The sequence below is a fragment of the Xanthomonas massiliensis genome, assembly GCF_900018785.1.
In the GTDB taxonomy this organism is placed as follows: Bacteria; Pseudomonadota; Gammaproteobacteria; order Xanthomonadales; family Xanthomonadaceae; genus Xanthomonas_B; species Xanthomonas_B massiliensis.
The window spans coordinates 37855-55427 of record NZ_FCOY01000007.1 but is presented as its reverse complement, the minus strand read 5'-3'; the positions used below and the strand labels follow the sequence as shown (position 1 = coordinate 55427).

Below are 17573 nucleotides of genomic sequence, written 5' to 3'. Positions count from 1 at the left end.
CCGCGGTCGCGTCCGGGCGGCACGGGCCGGCGCCGGGCACGGCCGGGCACGACGGAAGGGGCAGGGGGCGGGCCGGGAGATGAATGCGCATGGGCATGGCGGTTAAACCACCCGCGCCTGCAACAGGTCGTGAATGTTCAGGGCGCCGACCACGCGATGCTCGCCGTCCACCACGATCAGGCCGCTGCCGATGCGTTTCTCCTCCAGCAGGTGCGCGGCCTCGGCAGCCAGGGCCTGGGCGCCGATGGTCACCGGGTTGCGGGTCATCAGCGTGTCGATGCGGGTATGGCGCACGTCCAGGGCCTCGCTGTCCAGGGCGCGGCGCAGGTCGCCGTCGGTGAAGATGCCGAGCAGGTGGTTGCCGCCGTCGACCACGGCGGTCAGGCCCAGGCGCTTGCGGCTGATCTCCACCAGCGCCTGCGCCAGGGTGGCGTCGGCCGGCACGCTGGGGATCTCCTCGCCGGTGTGCATCACGTCGGCGATGCGCAGCAGCAGGCGCCGGCCGAGGCTGCCGGCCGGGTGCGAACGGGCGAAATCGTCGGCGGTGAAACCGCGGGCCTCCAGCAGCGCCACCGCCAGCGCATCGCCCATCGCCAGCGAGGCGGTGGTGCTGGAGGTGGGGGCCAGCGCCAGCGGGCAGGCCTCGCCGGGCACGGCCACGTCCAGGTGCACGTCGGCCTCACGCGCCAGGGTGGAACGGGCGTGGCCGGTCATCGCGATCAGGCGGTTGCCCTGGCGCTTGAGCGCCGGCAGCAGCATCAGCACCTCGTCCGATTCGCCGGAGTAGGACAGCGCCAGCACCACGTCGGCCGGGGTGATCATGCCCAGGTCGCCGTGGCCGGCCTCGCCGGGATGCACGTAGAACGCCGGGGTGCCGGTGGAGGCCAGGGTCGCGGCGATCTTGCGCGCCACGTGGCCGGACTTGCCCATGCCGGTGGCGACCACCCGGCCGGGCGAGGCCAGCACCAGCCGGCAGGCGCGGGCGAAGTCCTCGCCGAGGCGGGCGTCCACCGCTTCCAGCGCCTGGCGCTCGGTGGCGAACACGCGGTGCGCGCTGGCGACCAGGCCGGCATCGGTGACGGCGGGGATGTGCGGGGACGTGGCCATGCGGCGCACCGGGCGGGTAGTAGAATGACCGGCCATTTTATGAGGAAACGCCCCTTGGACGCCGAAACCATCCGTGAACTCATCGAGGCCGGCCTGCCCGGCGCCCGGGCGGAGGTCAGCGGCGAGGACGGCGTGCACTTCGAGGCGACGGTCGTCAGCGAGGCGTTCCGCGGCAAGCTGCCGCTGGCCCGCCACCGCCTGGTCTACGCCACGCTGGGCGAACGCATGGGCGGGGAGATCCATGCCCTGGCGCTGCGCACCGTGACCCCCGACGAAGCCTGAGCGCGCGTTTTCCGTTCCTCCCCACCGTCCTCCAAGAATCCCCCCATGGCCAAGATCGTTGTAGAAGGCGGCATCGCGCTGCAGGGCGAAGTCGACATTTCCGGCGCCAAGAACGCGGTGCTGCCCATCCTGTGCGCCACGCTGCTGGCCGACGCCCCGGTGACGATCACCAACGTGCCGCAGCTGCACGACGTGCTGACCACCATCAAGCTGCTGGGCGAGCTCGGCGCCGGGCTGCAGGCCGACTGCGGCACGCTCGCGCGCGGCGGTTCGGTCACCGTGGATCCGCGCAGCGTGGACCAGTTCGTGGCGCCGTACGAGCTGGTCAAGACCATGCGCGCCTCGATCCTGGTGCTGGGCCCGCTGCTGGCGCGCCACGGCGCGGCCGAGGTGTCGCTGCCCGGCGGCTGCGCGATCGGCTCGCGGCCGGTGGACCAGCACATCAAGGCGTTGCAGGCGCTGGGCGCGGAGATCGTGCTGGAGAACGGCTACATCAAGGCCAAGGCGTCGCGCCTGAAGGGCGGGCGCTACGTGTTCGACATGGTCAGCGTCACCGGCACCGAGAACGTGCTGATGGCCGCCACCCTGGCCGAGGGCACCACGGTGCTGGAGAACGCGGCGATGGAGCCGGAAGTGGTGGACCTGGCGCAGTGCCTGATCGCCATGGGCGCGGACATCGAGGGCGCCGGCACGCCGCGCATCGTGATCCGCGGCAAGGCCCGCCTGTCCGGGGCCAGCCACGAGGTGATCCCGGACCGCATCGAGACCGGCACCTTCCTGGTGGCCGCGGCGATGACCAGCGGGCGGGTGACCGCGCGCCGCACCCGGCGCCACACGCTGGATGCGGTGCTGGACAAACTGGCCGAGGCCGGCGCGTCGATCACCCAGGACAGCCACTCGATCACCCTGGACATGCAGGGCCGCCGCCCGCGCGCGGTGAGCCTGACCACGGCGCCGTACCCGGCCTTCCCGACCGACATGCAGGCCCAGTTCATGGCGCTCAACTGCGTGGCCGAGGGTGTGGGCGTGATCAACGAGACGATCTTCGAGAACCGTTTCATGCACGTCAACGAGCTGCTGCGCCTGGGCGCGGACATCCAGGTCGAAGGCCACACCGCGGTGGTGCGCGGCGTCGAGCGCCTGAGCGGCGCCCCGGTGATGGCCACCGACCTGCGCGCGTCGGCCTCGCTGATCCTGGCCGGCCTGGTGGCGCAGGGCGAGACGACGATCGACCGCATCTACCACCTCGACCGCGGCTACGAGGGCATCGAGCAGAAGCTCGGCGCGCTCGGCGCGCGCATCCGCCGGGTGCCGGCGTGATCCTGCGCGGGCCGTTCGGGCGCCGGCGCCGGGTCCTGCTGGTGCTGCTGCTGGTGGTACTGGCGGTGCTGGGCTGGGCCAGCTACGTGGGCATGGCCATCACCCGCGGCGTGGCGCCGCGCGAGATGGACTGGAACGGCGACGGCACGGTCAGCCGCACCGAGCTGGCGCAGGCGTTCTACGCGGTGAAGGTCGAGGACCGGCAGGACGGCAACCGGCACTGCCGCACCTTCCTGTGGGCATCCTCGGGCAAGCAGATCCGCGTGGACTGCCGCACCGAATTCAAGCCTGCCCCCTGAAGGTCGCCACGTGGCCGGCGGGTTGCCGGTGCACGGGCCAGTGCGCAACGCGCGGCGCGGACAGGCCTCAGGCAGGCAGATGTAAAGGCAGACCCAAAAAAAAGAGGCGGCCGCGCGGCCGCCTCTTTCGTCCTGCCGCCATGCGCCGGCAGTGGCCGGCGCGGCGATCGCCTTACTGCTGGAAGTACACCAGCGGGCGGTCGTTCATCGGCTGGACCTTGCGGTTGTTGTGCGGATAGCGCGCGTGCAGCTCTTCGATCTCCTTGTGCGACAGCTGCATCGGCTTGGCCAGCACGTACCACTCCACGTTCTCGGTCAGCGGCGGCGTGGTCAGCGAGCCGAGGTAGTGGTAGTAGCTCTTGTCGTCGGGCATCAGGCTGGCGACGTCGACCTCGGCCTGCTGGGTGTCCTTGTGGCGCAGCTGCTCCAGCACAGGCTCGATGGCCGGGTTGGCCTGGCCTTCCTCGTACATCACCCCGACCACCAGCAGGCGCCCGTCCTGGGCACGGAACACGAAGTGGCCTTCCAGCGGATAGCTGCGGCCGTCGATGGTGTGCTCGCTGGGCGTATGGAAGTGGAACTGGGTCAGCTTGAAGTGGCGGCCGCGGATCAGCGCCTCGGCCACGTCGGTGTTGACCTGGATGGCATGGCCGGTATCGGTGACCTTGCCGGGGGCGCGCTTGCTCTCGATGAACAGCGCACCGGACTCCTCGGTGTCGGCCTTGGCGGCCGAGGTGGTGACGATGTTCACCGGCGACTGCGCGTGGTCGAGCACGCCGTGCCAGGTCTCCTGGTGGTCATAGTCCAGATCGTGCTCGGGGGCCTTCTGGGCGAAGGCCTGGGCGCACGCCAGGGCGAGGCCGAGGCCTGCGACGAGGGCGGTCTGGACGAGTGGGGTTTTCATGCGACGACTCCTTTTCGGGGGGACTGGTTGAAAGGAGGCCAGGACGTCGGTGCGATGCGGGTCGGGGGCGGTGGGGCCTGCGAACGGGCAGGGCGACCGGGGGCTCGTGACGAGCGATCCTGGCCGGGAAGGCAAAGATTCGGTGGGGCGGTCAGTAATCCCTGCGCAGCTTGTCGAGGAAGCGCGGCTGGTTGCGGCCCATCGGCAGCTTGAGCCGGCCGATCGCCTCCAGGCGCGCGCGGGCCATGCGCTCGGCGGCCTGCTGCGGCGTGATCGACTCGCGCTCGGCCAGGTCGAACAGCTTGCCCAGGGTGTGGTAGATGCCGCGGATCAGGCGCATGGCGCGCTCGCGGTTGTAGCCGTCGATCTCCAGCGAGACGTTCATCACCCCGCCGGCGTTGACCACGCAGTCGGGCGCATGCAGGATGCCGCGCCGCTGCAATTCCTCGCCGACCTGCGGCGAGGCCAGCTGGTTGTTGGCCGTGCCGCAGACGATGCCGGCCTTCAGTCGCTGCACCGTGGTCTCGTCCAGCGAGCCCTCCAGCGCACACGGGGAGAACACGTCTGCGTCCACGCCGTAGATGTCGGCCGGCGCGACCGCCTCGGCCCCGTACTCGTTGACCGCGCGATCGACCCGTGCCGGATCCAGGTCGGTGACGAACAGCTTGGCGCCGCGCTCCTTGAGCAGCTTCACCAGCTCCATGCCGATGTGGCCCAGGCCCTGCACGGCGATGCTTGCCTTGCCCACGTCCTCGTGGCCGTGCTTGCGGGCGAGCGTGGCCATCAGCGCCTGCAGCGCGCCGTAGGCCGCGAACGGAGCCGGGTCGCCCGAGCCGCCGTGGATCTGGTGCACGCCGGTGACGCACCCCGTCTCCAGGTAGATGTGCTCCATGTCGTTGACGTCGGTGCCCACGTCCTCGGCGGCGATGTAGCGCCCGCCCAGCGACTCGACGTGGCGGCCGAAGGCGCGGAACAGCACCTCGGTCTTGTCCTTGCGCGGATCGCCGATGATCACCGCCTTGCCGCCGCCCAGGTTCAGCCCGGCCAGCGCGTTCTTGCAGGTCATGGTCCGGCTCAGGCGCAGGGCATCGTCCAGTGCCGCCTCGGTGCTCGGGTAGGGGCGCATGCGCACCCCGCCCAGCGCCGGCCCCAGCACGGTGCTGTGGATGGCGATGATGGCCCGCAGGCCCGCCTCCGGGCTGTTGCAGAACACGACCTGCTCGTGGCCGGAGGTCTGGAGGGTTTCGAAATCCATTGGCGATGACTCCCTCGCGCCGGGCGTGGAGCCAGCCGGCGTCGGAGGTGCGTAAAAAGAAAAAGCGACGGGTCCGGCAGCGCCGGGCGTCGCGATGGGGCCCATTGTATCAGCAGTTGCCGGGCTTGGCGCCGATTGTCAACGCGCGTCGATCCGTACCTGCTGGACGACCACGCGGCCGTCGGGACGGCGTACCCGCAACCGCAGCGTGCGGGTACCGGCCGGCACGGGCCAGTCCACGCCGCCGTCGGCGGCCACCGGGATGTCCCGGCCATCGACGCTGAGCGTGGAACCCGGCGGGATGCGGCCGGTCAGGGGGACTCCGGGCGCCAGCCGGCGCGGCAGCAGGATCACCGCGTCGGGCCGCGGGTCGGGCCGGCGGATCTGCAGCGACGGGGGTGTGGCGGCAGTCTCCCGGGCGCTGGCGCAACCGGCCAGCAGGACGGTTGCCAGGGCCAGCGGCGGGAAAGGACGAAGCGGCGGCATGCAGGCTCCGGACGAACGGGAAGGAATGGGAACGGGAAGACGCCGGGACGCGCGATGAAACAAGCCCCGGAATCGGCAAGACGGCGAAGGGGCGGTGTCGCCACCGCCCCTTCGCGTCCGCCGGCTCAGAACTGCACGGAGAACCGCGCGCTCAGGCCGGTGTCGTGCCCGTCGTCGGCGAGCGCACCGGTGTAGCCCAGCTCCAGCAGCGAGTTGGGCGACAGGCGCGCGCCGATGCCGGCCTCGGCCAGGGTGGCGTTCCGCGACAGCGGGGCGCCGGCGACGGTGAAGGCACTGCCGCCCTCCAGGGCCTCCGTGGCGGTCATGGCCAGGTCGCCGCTGGCGCGGCGGTAGGCCAGGCTGCCCCGCAGGCTCAGCCAGCTCTGGGCCTGCCCGGTGGCGGCCAGGTTGGCGTTGAACCGCACGCCGGCGGTGGACAGGTTCACCTTGTGGCTGTCGCCGGCCACGTCCAGGGCGGACAGGCCGCCGGCCTCGCGGGCGGCATCGGTCTTGACCCGGACCTGGGCGAACTGGGCGAACGGCTCCAGCTCGGCGGCTCCGAAGCTCCAGCGGTAGCCGGCCTCGACGAACGCCTGCCGGGTGCTGACGTCGTACTTGGCGTGGGCGCTGTCCTGGACGCCGGCGAAGGCCACCTTGCGGTCGGTCTTCAGCGTCTGCCAGGACTGCGCGTAACCCGCGCGCAGCGCCAGGCCGCCCCAGTGCTGGCCCACGTAGGCGCCGGCATGATCGCCGTGCACGTCGGCCTTGGCGCCGCGCTCGGACACGCGCAGGTCGCTCCTGCCGGTGCCGCCGAGCAGGCCCAGCCGCCAGCCGCTGTCCAGCTGCAGGTCGATGCCGGCCAGCGCGACGTTGCCGCTCAGGCGTGCCTGCGCGGCATTGCCGTCGCTGTCCAGGCGGCTGCTGCCGTGCTGGGTGTCCACCCAGGCGCCGATGCCCGATTCCGCCTCGGCCTGGCCGGTGAAGGCATCCTGGCCGTAGCGGGCACGGGCCAGCGTGCTGTCGCGCAGCAGCCGCGAATCCTGCACCAGCAACGACTTGGCGCTGGCATGGATCTCGCCGCTGAGCTGGTCGAACGCCGACGAAGCCTGGTCGGCCGACAGCAGCACCAGGTGCTGCAGCAACGGGCTCGCATCGGCCAGCTGGTCGGCAGCGCCCGCCACGGCCTTCTGGTTGTCGGTACCGGCGGCCGCGGCGAGTGCCTGGCCGCGGCTGATCGCCAGCTGCAGCGCGTTGGCGGTGAACAGCGCGGTGGGCTTGAGGAACGGCGACAGGGCCGAGACGTCCAGCGTGTCGAACGCACCGGTCAGGCCGCCGGCGGCGGTCAGCAGGGTGTACTGCTGGCCCAGCAGGAACTCGCCGCCGGTCTGCACCAGCTTGAGCGTGCCGCCCTCGATGCTGGCGGTGCCCGCCACGTTCAACGTGTCCGAGGCCGACGGCGGCAGCAGTTCGACGTAGTAGGTCGAGCCGGCCTTCTGCACGTAGTTGCCGGTGACGCTCAGGGTGCCGATCGAATTGCCGGGCGAGATCGTGCCCAGCACTTCCAGGTCGGCGACGGTACCGTTGCCGCCCAGGGTGCCTTCCGCGCCCACCACGGTCCTGCCGCCGCTCACCGTGCCGTTGACCACGGCCAGGCCCTGGTTCACCCACAGGTTGCTGCCGTCGAGCGTGCCGGTGCCGGTCAGGTACAGCACGCCGGTGCTGCCGTCGACGCTGACGTCGCCGGCCAGGGTGTTGGCCCCGGTCAGCTCCAGGATGCCCTGCCTGACGCTGGCGCCGGCGAAGCTGTTGGCACCGCTCAGGCGCAGCCAGCCGATGCCGTCCTTGGTCAGCTTGCCGGGACCGCCGATGTCGTTGCTCCAGTCGTCCCAGGCGGCGCCTTCCCAGACCTGGGTGCCGCCGGCGCGCTGGTTCATCACCACGTCGGTATCCACGCGCAACTGGCCCGGGCCGTCGATGGCCTTCTTCAGGTCGATCAGGCCCCAGCCGTAGATCTCGTCCACGCCCGGCGCACCCAGGTCGGTGGCGGTGGTCAGCAGCACGTCGCGGACCTGCGGGTTGTCCAGGTACGGGAAGCGCTCCATCAGCAGCGCCAGCGCACCGGTCACGTGCGGGGCCGCCATCGAAGTGCCGGTCATGTCGCCGTAGCCGTATTCGGGCGACTGCGAGACGGCCTTGAAGCCGATGACGTTGCCCTCGTCGTCGCGGATCGCCTCGCCCTCGATGTCGCCAGTCACCACGGTGGAGGTGATGCCGGTACCCGGCGCGGCCACGCACCAGTCCTTGGTCTGCCCGCAGATGCTGGAGCTCTCGTCGATCGCGCCGCTCTGGTTGACGTTGACGACGCTGACCCAGTACTTCTCCAGTTCGGGCACGTAGCGCGGCAGCGAGGCGTAGATGCCGGCGATCTCGCCGTAGTTGTTGCCCGCCGCGAACACCTGCAGCATGCCGTGCTGCAGCGAGGGCTGGACGTAGGTGTCGAAGTAGTCCGCGTTGTAGCGATACAGCATGTCCATCGCCGCGACGGAAGTGGGCTCGTTGGCCAGGCCCCAGCTGTGGTTGATGGCACGCACCCCGTCGGCGGCCATCTGTTCGTACATGGCCGCCACCGATTCCGGATAGGGGCCCTGGGACAGCTGGGTGCCGGGATAGCCGAAGTCGCCGAAGTCGTAGCCGAAGGCATCGCCCAGGTACGCGCTCATGTCCTCGTAACTGTTGGCGAACAGGCGCGCGGTGGTCAGGTCGGCGGCATAGGCCACGCCGTGGCTGCCTTCGCCGTCGCGGTTGCCCACCATGGTGCCGGCCACGTGGGTGCCATGGGTGTTGTAGCTGAGCCCCGCCCAGGAGGAGATGATCGACTCGGCGTTGGGAATCAGGAACCCGATCCGGACCAGCCACTCCACCAGGGCCTTGTCGTTGGCGGTGTAGTCCAGGTAGTCGATCGCCACGGTGTTGCCGTCGGTCATGAAGCAGCCGTCGGGGCCGCCGAGGATGTCCCCGCTCGCGCAGCCGGGATCGGCCATGTGGATGCTGCGCAGGTCCTTGCCGTCGAACTCCGGATGGTCCGCGCCCACGCCGCTGTCGAAGATGCCCAGGCGGATGCCCTTGCCGCTCAGCCCGCGGGCGTAGGCGTACTGGGCGTTGATCGCCGCCAGGCCCCAGTCGGCCTGGAATTCGTCATCGACCCAGCTTTCCGGGGATCCGGTCTTGCCGCCGTCCGGCGCGGCCTGCGCCAGGGCCGGCCCGGCACCCAGTGCCAGGGCCAGGATCAGGGCCTTGCTCAGGTGCGAATGGGCCGGAGCGGTGCGGGACGCGCGCTTGGCGCCGGCTTTGCCACGAGTTGCTCTTTCCATGGAACTGCTTGATCTCCGAGGGCGTGGCAGAAGTGTGGTGAAGACATGCACCAGGCCGCTGCCACGTACGCCCCCATGCCGTCCGGTCCAGCGGGCGGGTACGGTCCCGTCAACGTGAACGAATGTTTAACGTAGGCCATTGTGTCGTGGTTTTGCAATGGATGCCGTTGGATTCCATTGCGTGTCATGTCCGGCCCACGAAAAAGGCCGCCCGGCGCGAGCCGGGCGGCCTTCGGTGCGGAGAGCCGCGATGCCGGCCGGTGTCAGGGCGCCGGGTCGGCGTGCAGGGCCTCGTTGAGCTGGTCGACGACTTCGGCCCAGTCGGCGTCCTCGGCGCGTTCCTCGCGCAGCAGGCTGGCCTGGGCGGCGTTCCAGAACGGCGCGTCCTCCACCCGCATCGCGGCGGGCAGCGGGGCGTGGGCGGCGATGAAGGCGCGGATGCCCGCCGCGTCGCAGGGCAGGCCGAGCTGGGCGAACAGTTCGTGGAACGGGTGGACGGTCTCTTCCATGGCGGTTTCAGGGGCTGTGGTTGACGCGGCCATGGTGTCGCGGCGGTGGCGGGGTGTCCACCGGGGAACGGCCCTGTCGGCTGCTTGAACGGGGGCGGGCCCGGCCCTTGCATCCGCGCCGGGCGGCCGCATCATCGCAGTTGAATCAAGACGTTGCGGAGGTCGACATGGCGGTGGGTTGGGCAGGCGATAGCGCGGTGCAGGAGCAGATCGACGCCACCGTCGAAGATGCCGTGAAGCGCGCGCGCAGCCAGCTCGGGGACGGACCGAGCCTGAGCCGGTGCGAGGAGTGCGATGCGCCCATTCCCGAGGCGCGGCGCAAGGCCGTGCCCGGCGTGCGCCTGTGCGTGGATTGCCAGGCGGCCGCGGACCGCGAGCAGCACGCCTTCGCCGGCTACAACCGCCGCGGCAGCAAGGACAGCCAGCTGCGCTGAGCCTCAGGCCGGCGGCGGGCGGGTGGCCCCGGGCGCGGGCGCCTCGGGCAGGGTCCCGGCCGGCCAGCGTCGCAGGGTGCGCTGGAAGAACAGGTTGTTGGGGATCTGCAGCACGCTGGGCGGCTGGCCCTCGCGCGTTTCCTGCAGCGTGGTGTAGACCATGTTGACGTCGATCACCTTGCCCTTCAGGCCCGGCTTCTCGCCGTTTTCCAGCAGTTCGACGTAGTCGTTCAGCCGGAACGGGCGGGTGACCACGATCAGGAAGGTGCAGAACAGGTTGGACAGCACGCTCCAGGCGGCGAAGAAGGCCACCGCGCCGACCGCCGCGAAGCCGGTGAAGGCGGTCCACAGCACCGTGCCGGACACCCCCAGCCGGTCCAGGACCAGCAGCACCGCGGCGCCGGCGATCAGCACGTTGCCGGTGCGGCGCAGCGCCACGACGATCTCCGGCGGCAGCGCGTAGCGGGCACCGAGGCGCTCCAGCACGCGCCGCGCCAGCATGCGCAGCAGCCAGGCCGCCACCACGATCGCCAGGATCTGGAGGGCGAGGAGGATGGCCTCGAGCGAGCCCTGGGCCCAGGCCGGCAGGGTCTCGTGCAGCAGGCGGGTGCCGAACCGGCCGGTGGCGGGCGTCGCGGCCGCGTGGGCGGTGGGCGGAAGCGCGGCCGCCATCATCCCGCGCGCAGGCGCTCGCCCATCGCCTCGCGCATGACGAACTTCTGCACCTTGCCGGTGATGGTCATCGGGAACTCCTTCACGAACTCCACGTAGCGCGGCACCTTGTAGTAGGCGATGGCGCCCCGGCAGAAATCGCGGATGTCCTGCGCGGTGCAGCTCTCGCCCTCGGCCAGGCGCACCCAGGCGCACACTTCCTCGCCGAACTTCTCGTCGGGCACGCCGAACACCTGCACGTCGGCGACCGCCGGGTGGGTATGCAGGAATTCCTCGATCTCGCGCGGGTAGATGTTCTCGCCGCCGCGGATGAGCATGTCCTTGAGCCGGCCGACGATGCGGCAATAGCCTTCCTCATCGATCGTCGCCAGGTCGCCGGTGTGCATCCAGCCGTCGGCGTCGATGGCCTCGGCGGTGCGCACCGGATCGTTCCAGTAGCCCTTCATCACCGAGTAGCCGCGGGTCTGCAGTTCGCCGACCGCCCCGCGCGGCACGACGTTGCCCTCGCCGTCGACCAGGCGCACCTCCACGTGCGGGTGGATGCGCCCGACCGAATCCACGCGCCGGTCCAGCGGATCGTCCGGGGTGGTCTGGAAGCTGACCGGGCTGGTCTCGGTCATGCCGTAGGCGATCGTGACCTGGTCCATGTGCATCAGGTTGACGACCTTCTTCATCACCTCGATCGGGCAGGTCGAGCCGGCCATGATGCCGGTGCGCAGCGAGGTCAGGTCGAACTCGGCGAAGCGCGGATGCTCCAGTTCGGCGATGAACATCGTCGGCACCCCGTGCAGGGCGGTGCAGCGCTCGTCTTGCACCGTCTGCAGGGTGAGCAGCGGGTCGAAGCCCTCGCCGGGCACGACCATGCAGCTGCCGTGGGTGAGGCAGGCCATGTTGCCCAGGACCATGCCGAAGCAGTGGTAGAACGGCACCGGGATGCACAGCCGGTCCTGCTCGCTCAGGCGCATGCACTCGCCGATGAAGTAGCCGTTGTTGACGATGTTGCGGTGGGTCAGCGTGGCGCCCTTGGGGGTGCCGGTGGTGCCCGAGGTGAACTGGATGTTGACCGCGTCGTTGCGGTCCAGGGTGGCCTGCAGCGCCTGCACGCGCTGCAGCGCGGCCGGCTCGTCGCAGGCGGCGATGGGGCCGAACAGCTCGGTCCCCGGCAGCGCCGGCGCGTCGTCGAGCAGGATCACGTGGCGCAGCGCCGGCAGGCGCGCGGCCTGCAGCCGGCCCGGCACCGCGTGGTCCAGCTCCGGCGCCAGCTCGCGCAGGATCGCCGGGTAGTCCGAGGTCTTGAAGTGCCGCGCCAGCACCAGCGCCTTGCACCCCACCTGGGTCAGCGCGTACTCCAGCTCGTGGCTGCGGTAGGCGGGATTGATGTTGACCAGGATCAGGCCGGCGCGCGCGGTGGCGAACTGCATCAGCACCCACTCACTGCGGTTGAGCGACCAGATGCCGATGCGGTCGCCCGGCTCCAGGCCCAGGGCGAGCAGCCCGGCCGCGAGCCGGGTCACGGCCCGGTCCAGTTCGGCGTAGCTCATGCGCACGCCCTGCGCCGGGACCACCAGTGCGGGGCGGTCGGGCCAGCGCGCGGCGATGCGCGCGAGCAACTGGCCGACGGTCTCTTCCAGGAGCGGGGGCTGGCTGGCGCCGATGACATGGCTGGCGGGCACGGGCAGGGACGGGTTCATGATGGAAGGCGGGAAACGGATCGACGGCAAAGGATACGACGTGCACCTGCCGGGGCGGCGGCGCGCGAAGGTTGCATCGGCAAGCGATGGCGGAAACGAAACGGCCCGCGTGCCGGGCACGCGGGCCGTTTCCTGCGAGGATGCCGCGCCTCAGTCGGCGGGCTGCTCGTCCTGTTTCTTCAGGGCCTGGGTGTTGCCGAGCACCTCGATGCGGCCGCCGGACTTGCGGAAAGCGGCCAGGTCGGCGGCGATGCGCTCGCTGGTCAGCGGCTGGCCATGCGCGCCGGAGCGCGAGGAGCGGGCCGTGAACGAGGACTTGGTAGCGGGACGAGCCATGCGTATGTCTCCTTGCTGGGTCGCCGTCCCCGGGCTGCCGGAAGCAGCCGGATGCCACGGGCATCCGCGGGACGGCGAAAGGGAGCGGGGACGCTCCGATGGGCCTGACGCCTGAACAGGCATCCGTGGATACGGTTGGCTACAGCGATGGAACGATCACCAGCCGTCGCGGGGGATTATACCGAATCATGGTTATTTACCCGTTAAACGTCCGGCCGACCGGCTAGAATGCGCGTCCTTTCCGCGCCGGATCCGGCCATGACCGACTCCTTTCCCGCCTGCCCGGAATGCCGCCAGGACAACACCTATCCCGACGGCGCGCTGTGGATCTGCCCGGACTGCGGCCACGAATGGGGCGAAGGCGACGCGCCGGACGCCGCGTCCGATCCCGGCGTGCGCGACTGCAACGGCACGCCGCTGGCGGCCGGCGACACCGTGGTGGTGATCAAGGACTTGAAGGTGAAGGGCGCCTCGGTTCCGCTCAAGCAGGGCTCGGTGATCCGCAACATCCGCCTGGTCGCCGGCGACGCCGCGCACGTGGAAGGCCATTCCGAGCGCATCAAGGGCCTGGTGCTCAAGACCTGCTTCCTGCGCAAGGCCTGACCCCGGCGCTGCCGCGTGCCCGCGCCGCACACGGGAAATGCTTCCCGCGCCGCGCTGCGGACGGGATAATGGTGCGCTTTCCGTTTCGCCGGACAGCCCCCTCGTGGTATCCCCCGCTATCTACGCCGGCCGCCCCCTCGGGCGCGGCCAGTACCTCCTCATCCTGTCGGCGCTGGCGCTGGGCAGTTTCGCCATCGGCACCAGCGAGTTCGGCAGCATGGCGCTGCTGACCCATATCGCCGCCGACCTGCACGTCGACGTGCCGCGGGCCGGCCACCTGGTCAGCGCCTACGCGCTGGGGGTGGTGGTCGGCGCGCCGGCGCTGGCCATCCTCGGCGCACGCCTGCGGCGCAAGCCGTTGCTGCTGGCGCTGATGGTGTTCTACGCGCTGGGCAACCTGGCCAGCGCGGTGGTGCCCGGCTACTGGGGGATGATGCTGGCGCGCTTCGTCGCCGGGCTGCCGCACGGCGCCTATTTCGGCGTCGCGGCGCTGGTGGCCGCCGCGGTGAGCCGTCCGGACCAGCGCGGCAGCGCCGTCGGCCGGGTCATGATGGGCCTGTCGGCGGCGGTGCTGGTCGGCAATCCGCTGGCCAGCTGGCTGGGCGAGGTGGCGGGCTGGCGCTGGACCTACGCGCTGGTGAGCGCGATCGCGCTGCTGACCGTGGCCGCGGTGGCCTGGCTGCTGCCGGACGATCCGGGCCAGCCGGCGGACGATCCACGCGCGGAGATGCGCGCCTTCAACCGGCCGCAGGTCTGGCTGGCACTGGGCATCGGCGCGGTCGGCTTCGCCGGCATGTTCTGCGTGTTCGCCTACCTGGTGCCGACCCTGGCCGAGGTCACCCGCCTGGGCCCGCACTGGGTGCCGCTGGCGCTGGCCTGCTTCGGCCTGGGCAGCATCGTCGCCACGCCGCTGGGCGGTTGGCTCTACGACCGCCTGGGGTTCGCCGCGGTCGGCGGGATCCTGCTGTGGGTGACCGCGGTGCTGGCGTTCTGGCCCTTCGCCACCGGTTCGGCGTGGACGCTGCTGCCGGCGGTGGCGCTGGTGGGCAGCATCGGCGCGCTGGGGCCGGCCCTGCAGATGCGGCTGATGGACGTGGGGACCGGGGCCCAGACCTTGACCGCGGCCTCGCACCATGCTGCCTTCAACGTCGCCAACGCGCTGGGCCCGTGGCTGGGCGGGCTGGCCATCGGCGCCGGCTACGGCTGGTCCGTCACCGGCTACGTCGGCGCGGCGACCACCGTGGCCGGGCTGCTGGTGTACGTGCTGGCGCGACGCTACGACCGGCAGGCCGCGGGCCGGCACGCGCCGACGGCGTGAGCCGGTGCGCGCGGCGCGCCCGTGGCCCCCGGCCGGGGCAGGCCCTAAGCTGGCGCCGATGACGAGCCAACCCTCCCTGCTGGGCGAGGCGGACGCGGTCCCGCGCGAGCGGCTGTTCTTCGCCCTGATGCCCGACCCGGCCACGGCGGCGGCGATCGCGGCCCTGGCGGTACCGCTGCAGACGTCGTGCGCGCCGGGCGGCCGCCTCCTGCCGGCCGCGCGCCTGCACGTGACCCTGCACCATTTGGGCGATTTCCCGCGGTTGCCGCCGGACCTGCTGGCCGCGGCACGCCAGGCCGCCGCGCAGGTGGCGATGGCCCCATTCGACATCGCATTCGACACGGCCGGCAGTTTCGCCGGCCACCGCCAGCATCCGTTCGTGCTGCGCGCCGAGGGCCCTGCCGCGGCCGGCGTGTGCGCCTTGCACGCGGCCCTGGCGCAGGCGATGGCGCGCCGCGGCCTGCGCGGCGATACCCGGTTCACCCCGCACCTGACCTTGGCCTACGGCCATGCCCGCGTGCCGTGGCAGGCGCTGGCAACGCGCGTCGGCTGGAGGGCCGATGCGTTCGTGCTGGTGCGCAGCCACCTGGGGCAGGGGCGCTACGACATCGAGGGGCGCTGGCCCCTGGCGGCGCCATGAGCACGCAGGCGCTGCCCGGTCCGCTGCCGCTGCCGGCGGCGCAATGGCAGGCCCTGCATGCGTGCTACGCGGCACCGCCGCGGGCCTACCACGACTGGCGCCACGTGCAGGCGGTGCTCGGCCACTACGCCGACGTGGCCGAGCGCCTCGGCTGGGACCACCCGCGCGAGGCCTGGCTGGCGCTGCTCTACCACGACGCCGTCTACGAGGCCGGCCGGACCGACAACGAGGCGCGCTCGGCCGGGCTGGCGCGCCGGGACATCGCGCGCTGGCTGCCGCGTGCCGGGCTGGACGCCGGCCGCGTCGCCCGCCTGATCGAGCTCACCGCCCGCCACGGCCAACTCGGCCCGGGCGCGGTCGGCCGCGACGAGGCGCTGCTGCTGGACTGCGACATGGCGATCCTGGCCGCGCCGATGCCGGTCTACGACGCCTACGAGCGCGCCATCGCCGAGGAATACCGGCCGCGGGTGGACGCCGTGCGCTACCGCGACGGGCGCGCGCGGTTCCTGCGCGGGCTGCTCGCCGCGCCGCGCATCTTCCTCAGCGACGATTTCCACGCCCGCTGCGACGCGCCGGCCCGGGCCAACCTGGCCCGGGCGCTGGCCCGGCTGCAGACGGGATTGCAATCGCCGCCGCCGCCTCCATCCCCGCAGGCATGAACACGCCAGATCCCGCCCTCGATCCGCGCCCGCAGCCGCCGGAGGAGCCGGGCCCGAACGAATGCTGCGGCAGCGGCTGCCCGATCTGCGTGCTGGACCTGTATGCCGAGGAGCTGGCGCGCTACCGGCAGGCACTGGCGGAATGGCACCAGCGCCACCCCGGGGCGGACGCCTGACCGTCGCCACTTGTGCTGCACGGCGGCCGGCGTATCGTGCGCGCCTCCCCAACTGACTCCGACACGGGACGATCGATGCGTGGTATCGCGAATTGGCGCTGGGCCGCCAGCCTGGCACTGCTCCTGGCGACGGCGCCGGCGGCGGCCGAGCAAGCACTGCAACTGAGCCATGGCCGCTTCGAGCGCGAGCCGGTGCTGCAGCCCCAGGGCGATCCGGCCCGCGTGATGTTCTGGTTCGCCGGCCGCGGTGAGGAGGCCGCGCGCGCGCGCCGGCTGCGCGCGCTGCGCGACGACGGCGCACTGGTGATCGAGGTGGACACCGAGCGCCTGCAGGCGCGCATGCGCCAGGAGAACGGGCGCTGCGGCTTCGGTGCGGGCGACGTGGAGAACTTCTCGCGCTTCGTCCAGGCCTACCTGCACATCCCCAGCTACCGCCTGCCGCTGCTCGGCGGCGACGGCGACGGCGCCGCCCTGGCCTATGCGGTCGCCGCGCAGGCGCCGCCGCAGTTGTTCGCCGGCCTGGTCACCGACGGCCTGCCGCCGCATGCCGAGCTGGGCACGATGATCTGCGGCAAGGGCGTGGACGCGGCCGGGCACGTGCAACCGGTGCCGCTGCCGCTGGCCTGGCTGCTGCCGGAGGATGCGCCGGCCGGGCATGGCGCGGCGCCGGCCGCGGCCGGGCGGGCGGCGCTGGACGCGTTCGTGCGGCAGGTGCCGCAGGCACGCCGCTACCGCCTGGCGCACGGCGGCGACGCGCTGCCGGGGCTGCTGGCCGCGGCGCGCACGATGGCCGCGCAGAAGGGCGTGAGCCTGCCGCCGCCGCCGGCCAGCCTGGCCGGCCTGCCGATCGTGGAAGTGCCGGCCGCCGCCGGCGGCAGCGACCGCGACACCTTCGCCATCTTCGTCTCCGGCGACGGCGGCTGGGCCGGGCTGGACAAGAACGTGGCCGGCGCGCTGGCGCAGGCCGGCATCCCGGTGGTGGGCGTGGATTCGCTGCGCTACTTCTGGAGCGCCCGCACCCCGGCCTCGTTCGCCGCGGACCTGGACCGGATCGTGCGCTACTACGCCCCGCACTGGAACCGCAGCCGGGTGCTGCTGATCGGCTTCTCGCAGGGCGCGGACGTGCTGCCGGCCGCCTACAACCAGCTGCCAGCCGCCACCCGCCAGGCGGTGGCGATGACCGCGCTGCTGTCGCTGGCCTCCACCGCCGACTACGAGTTCCACGTCTCCAACTGGCTGCACGACGACGGCGTGGGCCTGGCCATTCCGCCGGAGGTCGCGCGCATGCCGGCGGCGACCACGCTATGCGTCTATGGCGTGGACGACGGCGACACGGTGTGCCCGCACCTGCCGGCCGGGCAGGTCCAGCTCGTGGCGCTGCCGGGGGATCACCATTTCAAGGGTGACTATGACCGGCTGGCGACCGCAATCCTGCAGCATCTGCAGGCATCGCAGGCGGCACCGGCGCCGGCGCCGGCGAAGTGAGCGCCGCCGCCGGCGGCAGGGTCTGC

The 17573-nt window shown here is 71.8% G+C and carries 19 protein-coding genes; 10 read left to right on the top strand and 9 right to left on the bottom strand.

The window, feature by feature from the left end:
- Positions 1-102 precede the first annotated feature (102 nt).
- The gene (locus BN3794_RS10485) at positions 103-1107 is read right to left on the bottom strand and encodes a KpsF/GutQ family sugar-phosphate isomerase (RefSeq protein WP_066097285.1); all 1005 of its coding nucleotides are present in this window, start codon (positions 1105-1107) and stop codon (positions 103-105) included.
- A 54-nt stretch (positions 1108-1161) separates the two neighbouring features.
- Between BN3794_RS10485 and BN3794_RS10480 the strand changes: the two genes are divergently transcribed.
- From BN3794_RS10480 to BN3794_RS10470, 3 genes are read left to right on the top strand one after another with little or no spacing between them, the layout of a single operon-like run.
- Positions 1162-1389, top strand: coding sequence for a BolA family protein (locus BN3794_RS10480; RefSeq protein ID WP_066097284.1), 228 nt, complete (start codon positions 1162-1164; stop codon positions 1387-1389).
- Positions 1390-1434: 45 nt separating this feature from the next.
- Positions 1435-2709, top strand: coding sequence for a UDP-N-acetylglucosamine 1-carboxyvinyltransferase (murA, locus tag BN3794_RS10475; RefSeq protein ID WP_066097283.1), 1275 nt, complete (start codon positions 1435-1437; stop codon positions 2707-2709).
- Positions 2706-3008 (top strand): hypothetical protein, encoded by a 303-nt coding sequence (locus BN3794_RS10470; RefSeq protein ID WP_066097282.1) that lies wholly within the window; start codon positions 2706-2708, stop codon positions 3006-3008. Before murA ends, BN3794_RS10470 begins: the two co-directional genes overlap by 4 nt.
- 172 nt (positions 3009-3180) lie before the next feature.
- Here BN3794_RS10470 and BN3794_RS10465 read toward each other — a convergent pair whose 3' ends face one another.
- From BN3794_RS10465 to BN3794_RS10445, 5 genes are all read right to left on the bottom strand, one after another.
- A complete protein-coding gene (locus BN3794_RS10465) occupies positions 3181-3912 on the bottom strand; it encodes a carbonic anhydrase (RefSeq protein WP_066097281.1) in 732 nt (243 codons plus the stop codon).
- Between the two features lie 151 nt (positions 3913-4063).
- Entirely contained in the window at positions 4064-5167 is a 1104-nt protein-coding gene (locus BN3794_RS10460; protein ID WP_066097280.1) for a Glu/Leu/Phe/Val family dehydrogenase, read from the bottom strand.
- Positions 5168-5305: 138 nt separating this feature from the next.
- A complete protein-coding gene (locus tag BN3794_RS10455) occupies positions 5306-5653 on the bottom strand; it encodes a hypothetical protein (protein WP_066097279.1) in 348 nt (115 codons plus the stop codon).
- 125 nt (positions 5654-5778) lie between these two features.
- The gene (locus BN3794_RS10450; protein ID WP_066097278.1) at positions 5779-9024 is read right to left on the bottom strand and encodes an autotransporter domain-containing protein; all 3246 of its coding nucleotides are present in this window, start codon (positions 9022-9024) and stop codon (positions 5779-5781) included.
- Between the two features lie 263 nt (positions 9025-9287).
- The gene (locus tag BN3794_RS10445) at positions 9288-9533 is read right to left on the bottom strand and encodes a DUF2789 domain-containing protein (protein ID WP_066097277.1); all 246 of its coding nucleotides are present in this window, start codon (positions 9531-9533) and stop codon (positions 9288-9290) included.
- 167 nt (positions 9534-9700) lie between these two features.
- On the opposite strand from BN3794_RS10445, the gene BN3794_RS10440 reads away from it, so the two are divergent.
- Positions 9701-9967, top strand: a complete 267-nt coding sequence (locus BN3794_RS10440) for a DksA/TraR family C4-type zinc finger protein (RefSeq protein WP_066097276.1) — start codon at positions 9701-9703, stop codon at positions 9965-9967.
- A gap of 3 nt (positions 9968-9970) precedes the next feature.
- Here the strand turns inward: BN3794_RS10440 and BN3794_RS10435 are convergent, their stop codons facing one another.
- From BN3794_RS10435 to BN3794_RS10425, 3 genes are all read right to left on the bottom strand, one after another.
- The gene (locus BN3794_RS10435; protein WP_066098790.1) at positions 9971-10567 is read right to left on the bottom strand and encodes a mechanosensitive ion channel domain-containing protein; all 597 of its coding nucleotides are present in this window, start codon (positions 10565-10567) and stop codon (positions 9971-9973) included.
- A gap of 71 nt (positions 10568-10638) precedes the next feature.
- Positions 10639-12330, bottom strand: coding sequence for an AMP-binding protein (locus BN3794_RS10430; RefSeq protein ID WP_066097275.1), 1692 nt, complete (start codon positions 12328-12330; stop codon positions 10639-10641).
- Between the two features lie 150 nt (positions 12331-12480).
- The gene (locus tag BN3794_RS10425) at positions 12481-12666 is read right to left on the bottom strand and encodes a hypothetical protein (RefSeq protein ID WP_066097274.1); all 186 of its coding nucleotides are present in this window, start codon (positions 12664-12666) and stop codon (positions 12481-12483) included.
- Positions 12667-12924: 258 nt separating this feature from the next.
- Here BN3794_RS10425 and BN3794_RS10420 point away from each other — a divergent pair, with 258 nt between their 5' ends.
- The 6 genes from BN3794_RS10420 (at position 12925) to BN3794_RS10395 (ending at position 17547) form a co-directional block, all read left to right on the top strand.
- Positions 12925-13269, top strand: a complete 345-nt coding sequence (locus tag BN3794_RS10420; RefSeq protein WP_066097273.1) for a zinc ribbon domain-containing protein YjdM — start codon at positions 12925-12927, stop codon at positions 13267-13269.
- 103 nt (positions 13270-13372) lie between these two features.
- Entirely contained in the window at positions 13373-14587 is a 1215-nt protein-coding gene (locus BN3794_RS10415) for an MFS transporter (RefSeq protein ID WP_236493241.1), read from the top strand.
- 58 nt (positions 14588-14645) lie between these two features.
- A complete protein-coding gene (gene thpR / locus BN3794_RS10410; RefSeq protein WP_066097272.1) occupies positions 14646-15227 on the top strand; it encodes an RNA 2',3'-cyclic phosphodiesterase in 582 nt (193 codons plus the stop codon).
- Positions 15224-15886, top strand: a complete 663-nt coding sequence (locus BN3794_RS10405) for an HD domain-containing protein (RefSeq protein WP_066097271.1) — start codon at positions 15224-15226, stop codon at positions 15884-15886. The genes thpR and BN3794_RS10405 overlap by 4 nt, the downstream gene beginning before the upstream one ends.
- Positions 15883-16062, top strand: a complete 180-nt coding sequence (locus BN3794_RS10400; RefSeq protein WP_066097270.1) for an oxidoreductase-like domain-containing protein — start codon at positions 15883-15885, stop codon at positions 16060-16062. Before BN3794_RS10405 ends, BN3794_RS10400 begins: the two co-directional genes overlap by 4 nt.
- 75 nt (positions 16063-16137) lie before the next feature.
- Positions 16138-17547 (top strand): virulence factor family protein, encoded by a 1410-nt coding sequence (locus tag BN3794_RS10395; RefSeq protein WP_066097269.1) that lies wholly within the window; start codon positions 16138-16140, stop codon positions 17545-17547.
- The last annotated feature ends 26 nt before the right edge of the window (positions 17548-17573 follow it).

Excerpts from the sequence above, each read along its gene's own strand:
- BN3794_RS10485 (WP_066097285.1), bottom strand. The coding sequence starts at position 1,107 with ATGGCCACGTCCCCGCACATCCCCGCCGTCACCGATGCCGGCCTGGTC.
- thpR (WP_066097272.1), top strand. The coding sequence starts at position 14,646 with ATGACGAGCCAACCCTCCCTGCTGGGCGAGGCGGACGCGGTCCCGCGC.
- BN3794_RS10440 (WP_066097276.1), top strand. The coding sequence starts at position 9,701 with ATGGCGGTGGGTTGGGCAGGCGATAGCGCGGTGCAGGAGCAGATCGAC.
- BN3794_RS10430 (WP_066097275.1), bottom strand. The coding sequence starts at position 12,330 with ATGAACCCGTCCCTGCCCGTGCCCGCCAGCCATGTCATCGGCGCCAGC.
- BN3794_RS10425 (WP_066097274.1), bottom strand. The coding sequence starts at position 12,666 with ATGGCTCGTCCCGCTACCAAGTCCTCGTTCACGGCCCGCTCCTCGCGC.
- BN3794_RS10445 (WP_066097277.1), bottom strand. The coding sequence starts at position 9,533 with ATGGAAGAGACCGTCCACCCGTTCCACGAACTGTTCGCCCAGCTCGGC.
- BN3794_RS10400 (WP_066097270.1), top strand. The coding sequence starts at position 15,883 with ATGAACACGCCAGATCCCGCCCTCGATCCGCGCCCGCAGCCGCCGGAG.
- BN3794_RS10405 (WP_066097271.1), top strand. The coding sequence starts at position 15,224 with ATGAGCACGCAGGCGCTGCCCGGTCCGCTGCCGCTGCCGGCGGCGCAA.
- BN3794_RS10465 (WP_066097281.1), bottom strand. The coding sequence starts at position 3,912 with ATGAAAACCCCACTCGTCCAGACCGCCCTCGTCGCAGGCCTCGGCCTC.
- BN3794_RS10460 (WP_066097280.1), bottom strand. The coding sequence starts at position 5,167 with ATGGATTTCGAAACCCTCCAGACCTCCGGCCACGAGCAGGTCGTGTTC.
- BN3794_RS10455 (WP_066097279.1), bottom strand. The coding sequence starts at position 5,653 with ATGCCGCCGCTTCGTCCTTTCCCGCCGCTGGCCCTGGCAACCGTCCTG.
- BN3794_RS10395 (WP_066097269.1), top strand. The coding sequence starts at position 16,138 with ATGCGTGGTATCGCGAATTGGCGCTGGGCCGCCAGCCTGGCACTGCTC.
- BN3794_RS10420 (WP_066097273.1), top strand. The coding sequence starts at position 12,925 with ATGACCGACTCCTTTCCCGCCTGCCCGGAATGCCGCCAGGACAACACC.
- murA (WP_066097283.1), top strand. The coding sequence starts at position 1,435 with ATGGCCAAGATCGTTGTAGAAGGCGGCATCGCGCTGCAGGGCGAAGTC.
- BN3794_RS10450 (WP_066097278.1), bottom strand. The coding sequence starts at position 9,024 with ATGGAAAGAGCAACTCGTGGCAAAGCCGGCGCCAAGCGCGCGTCCCGC.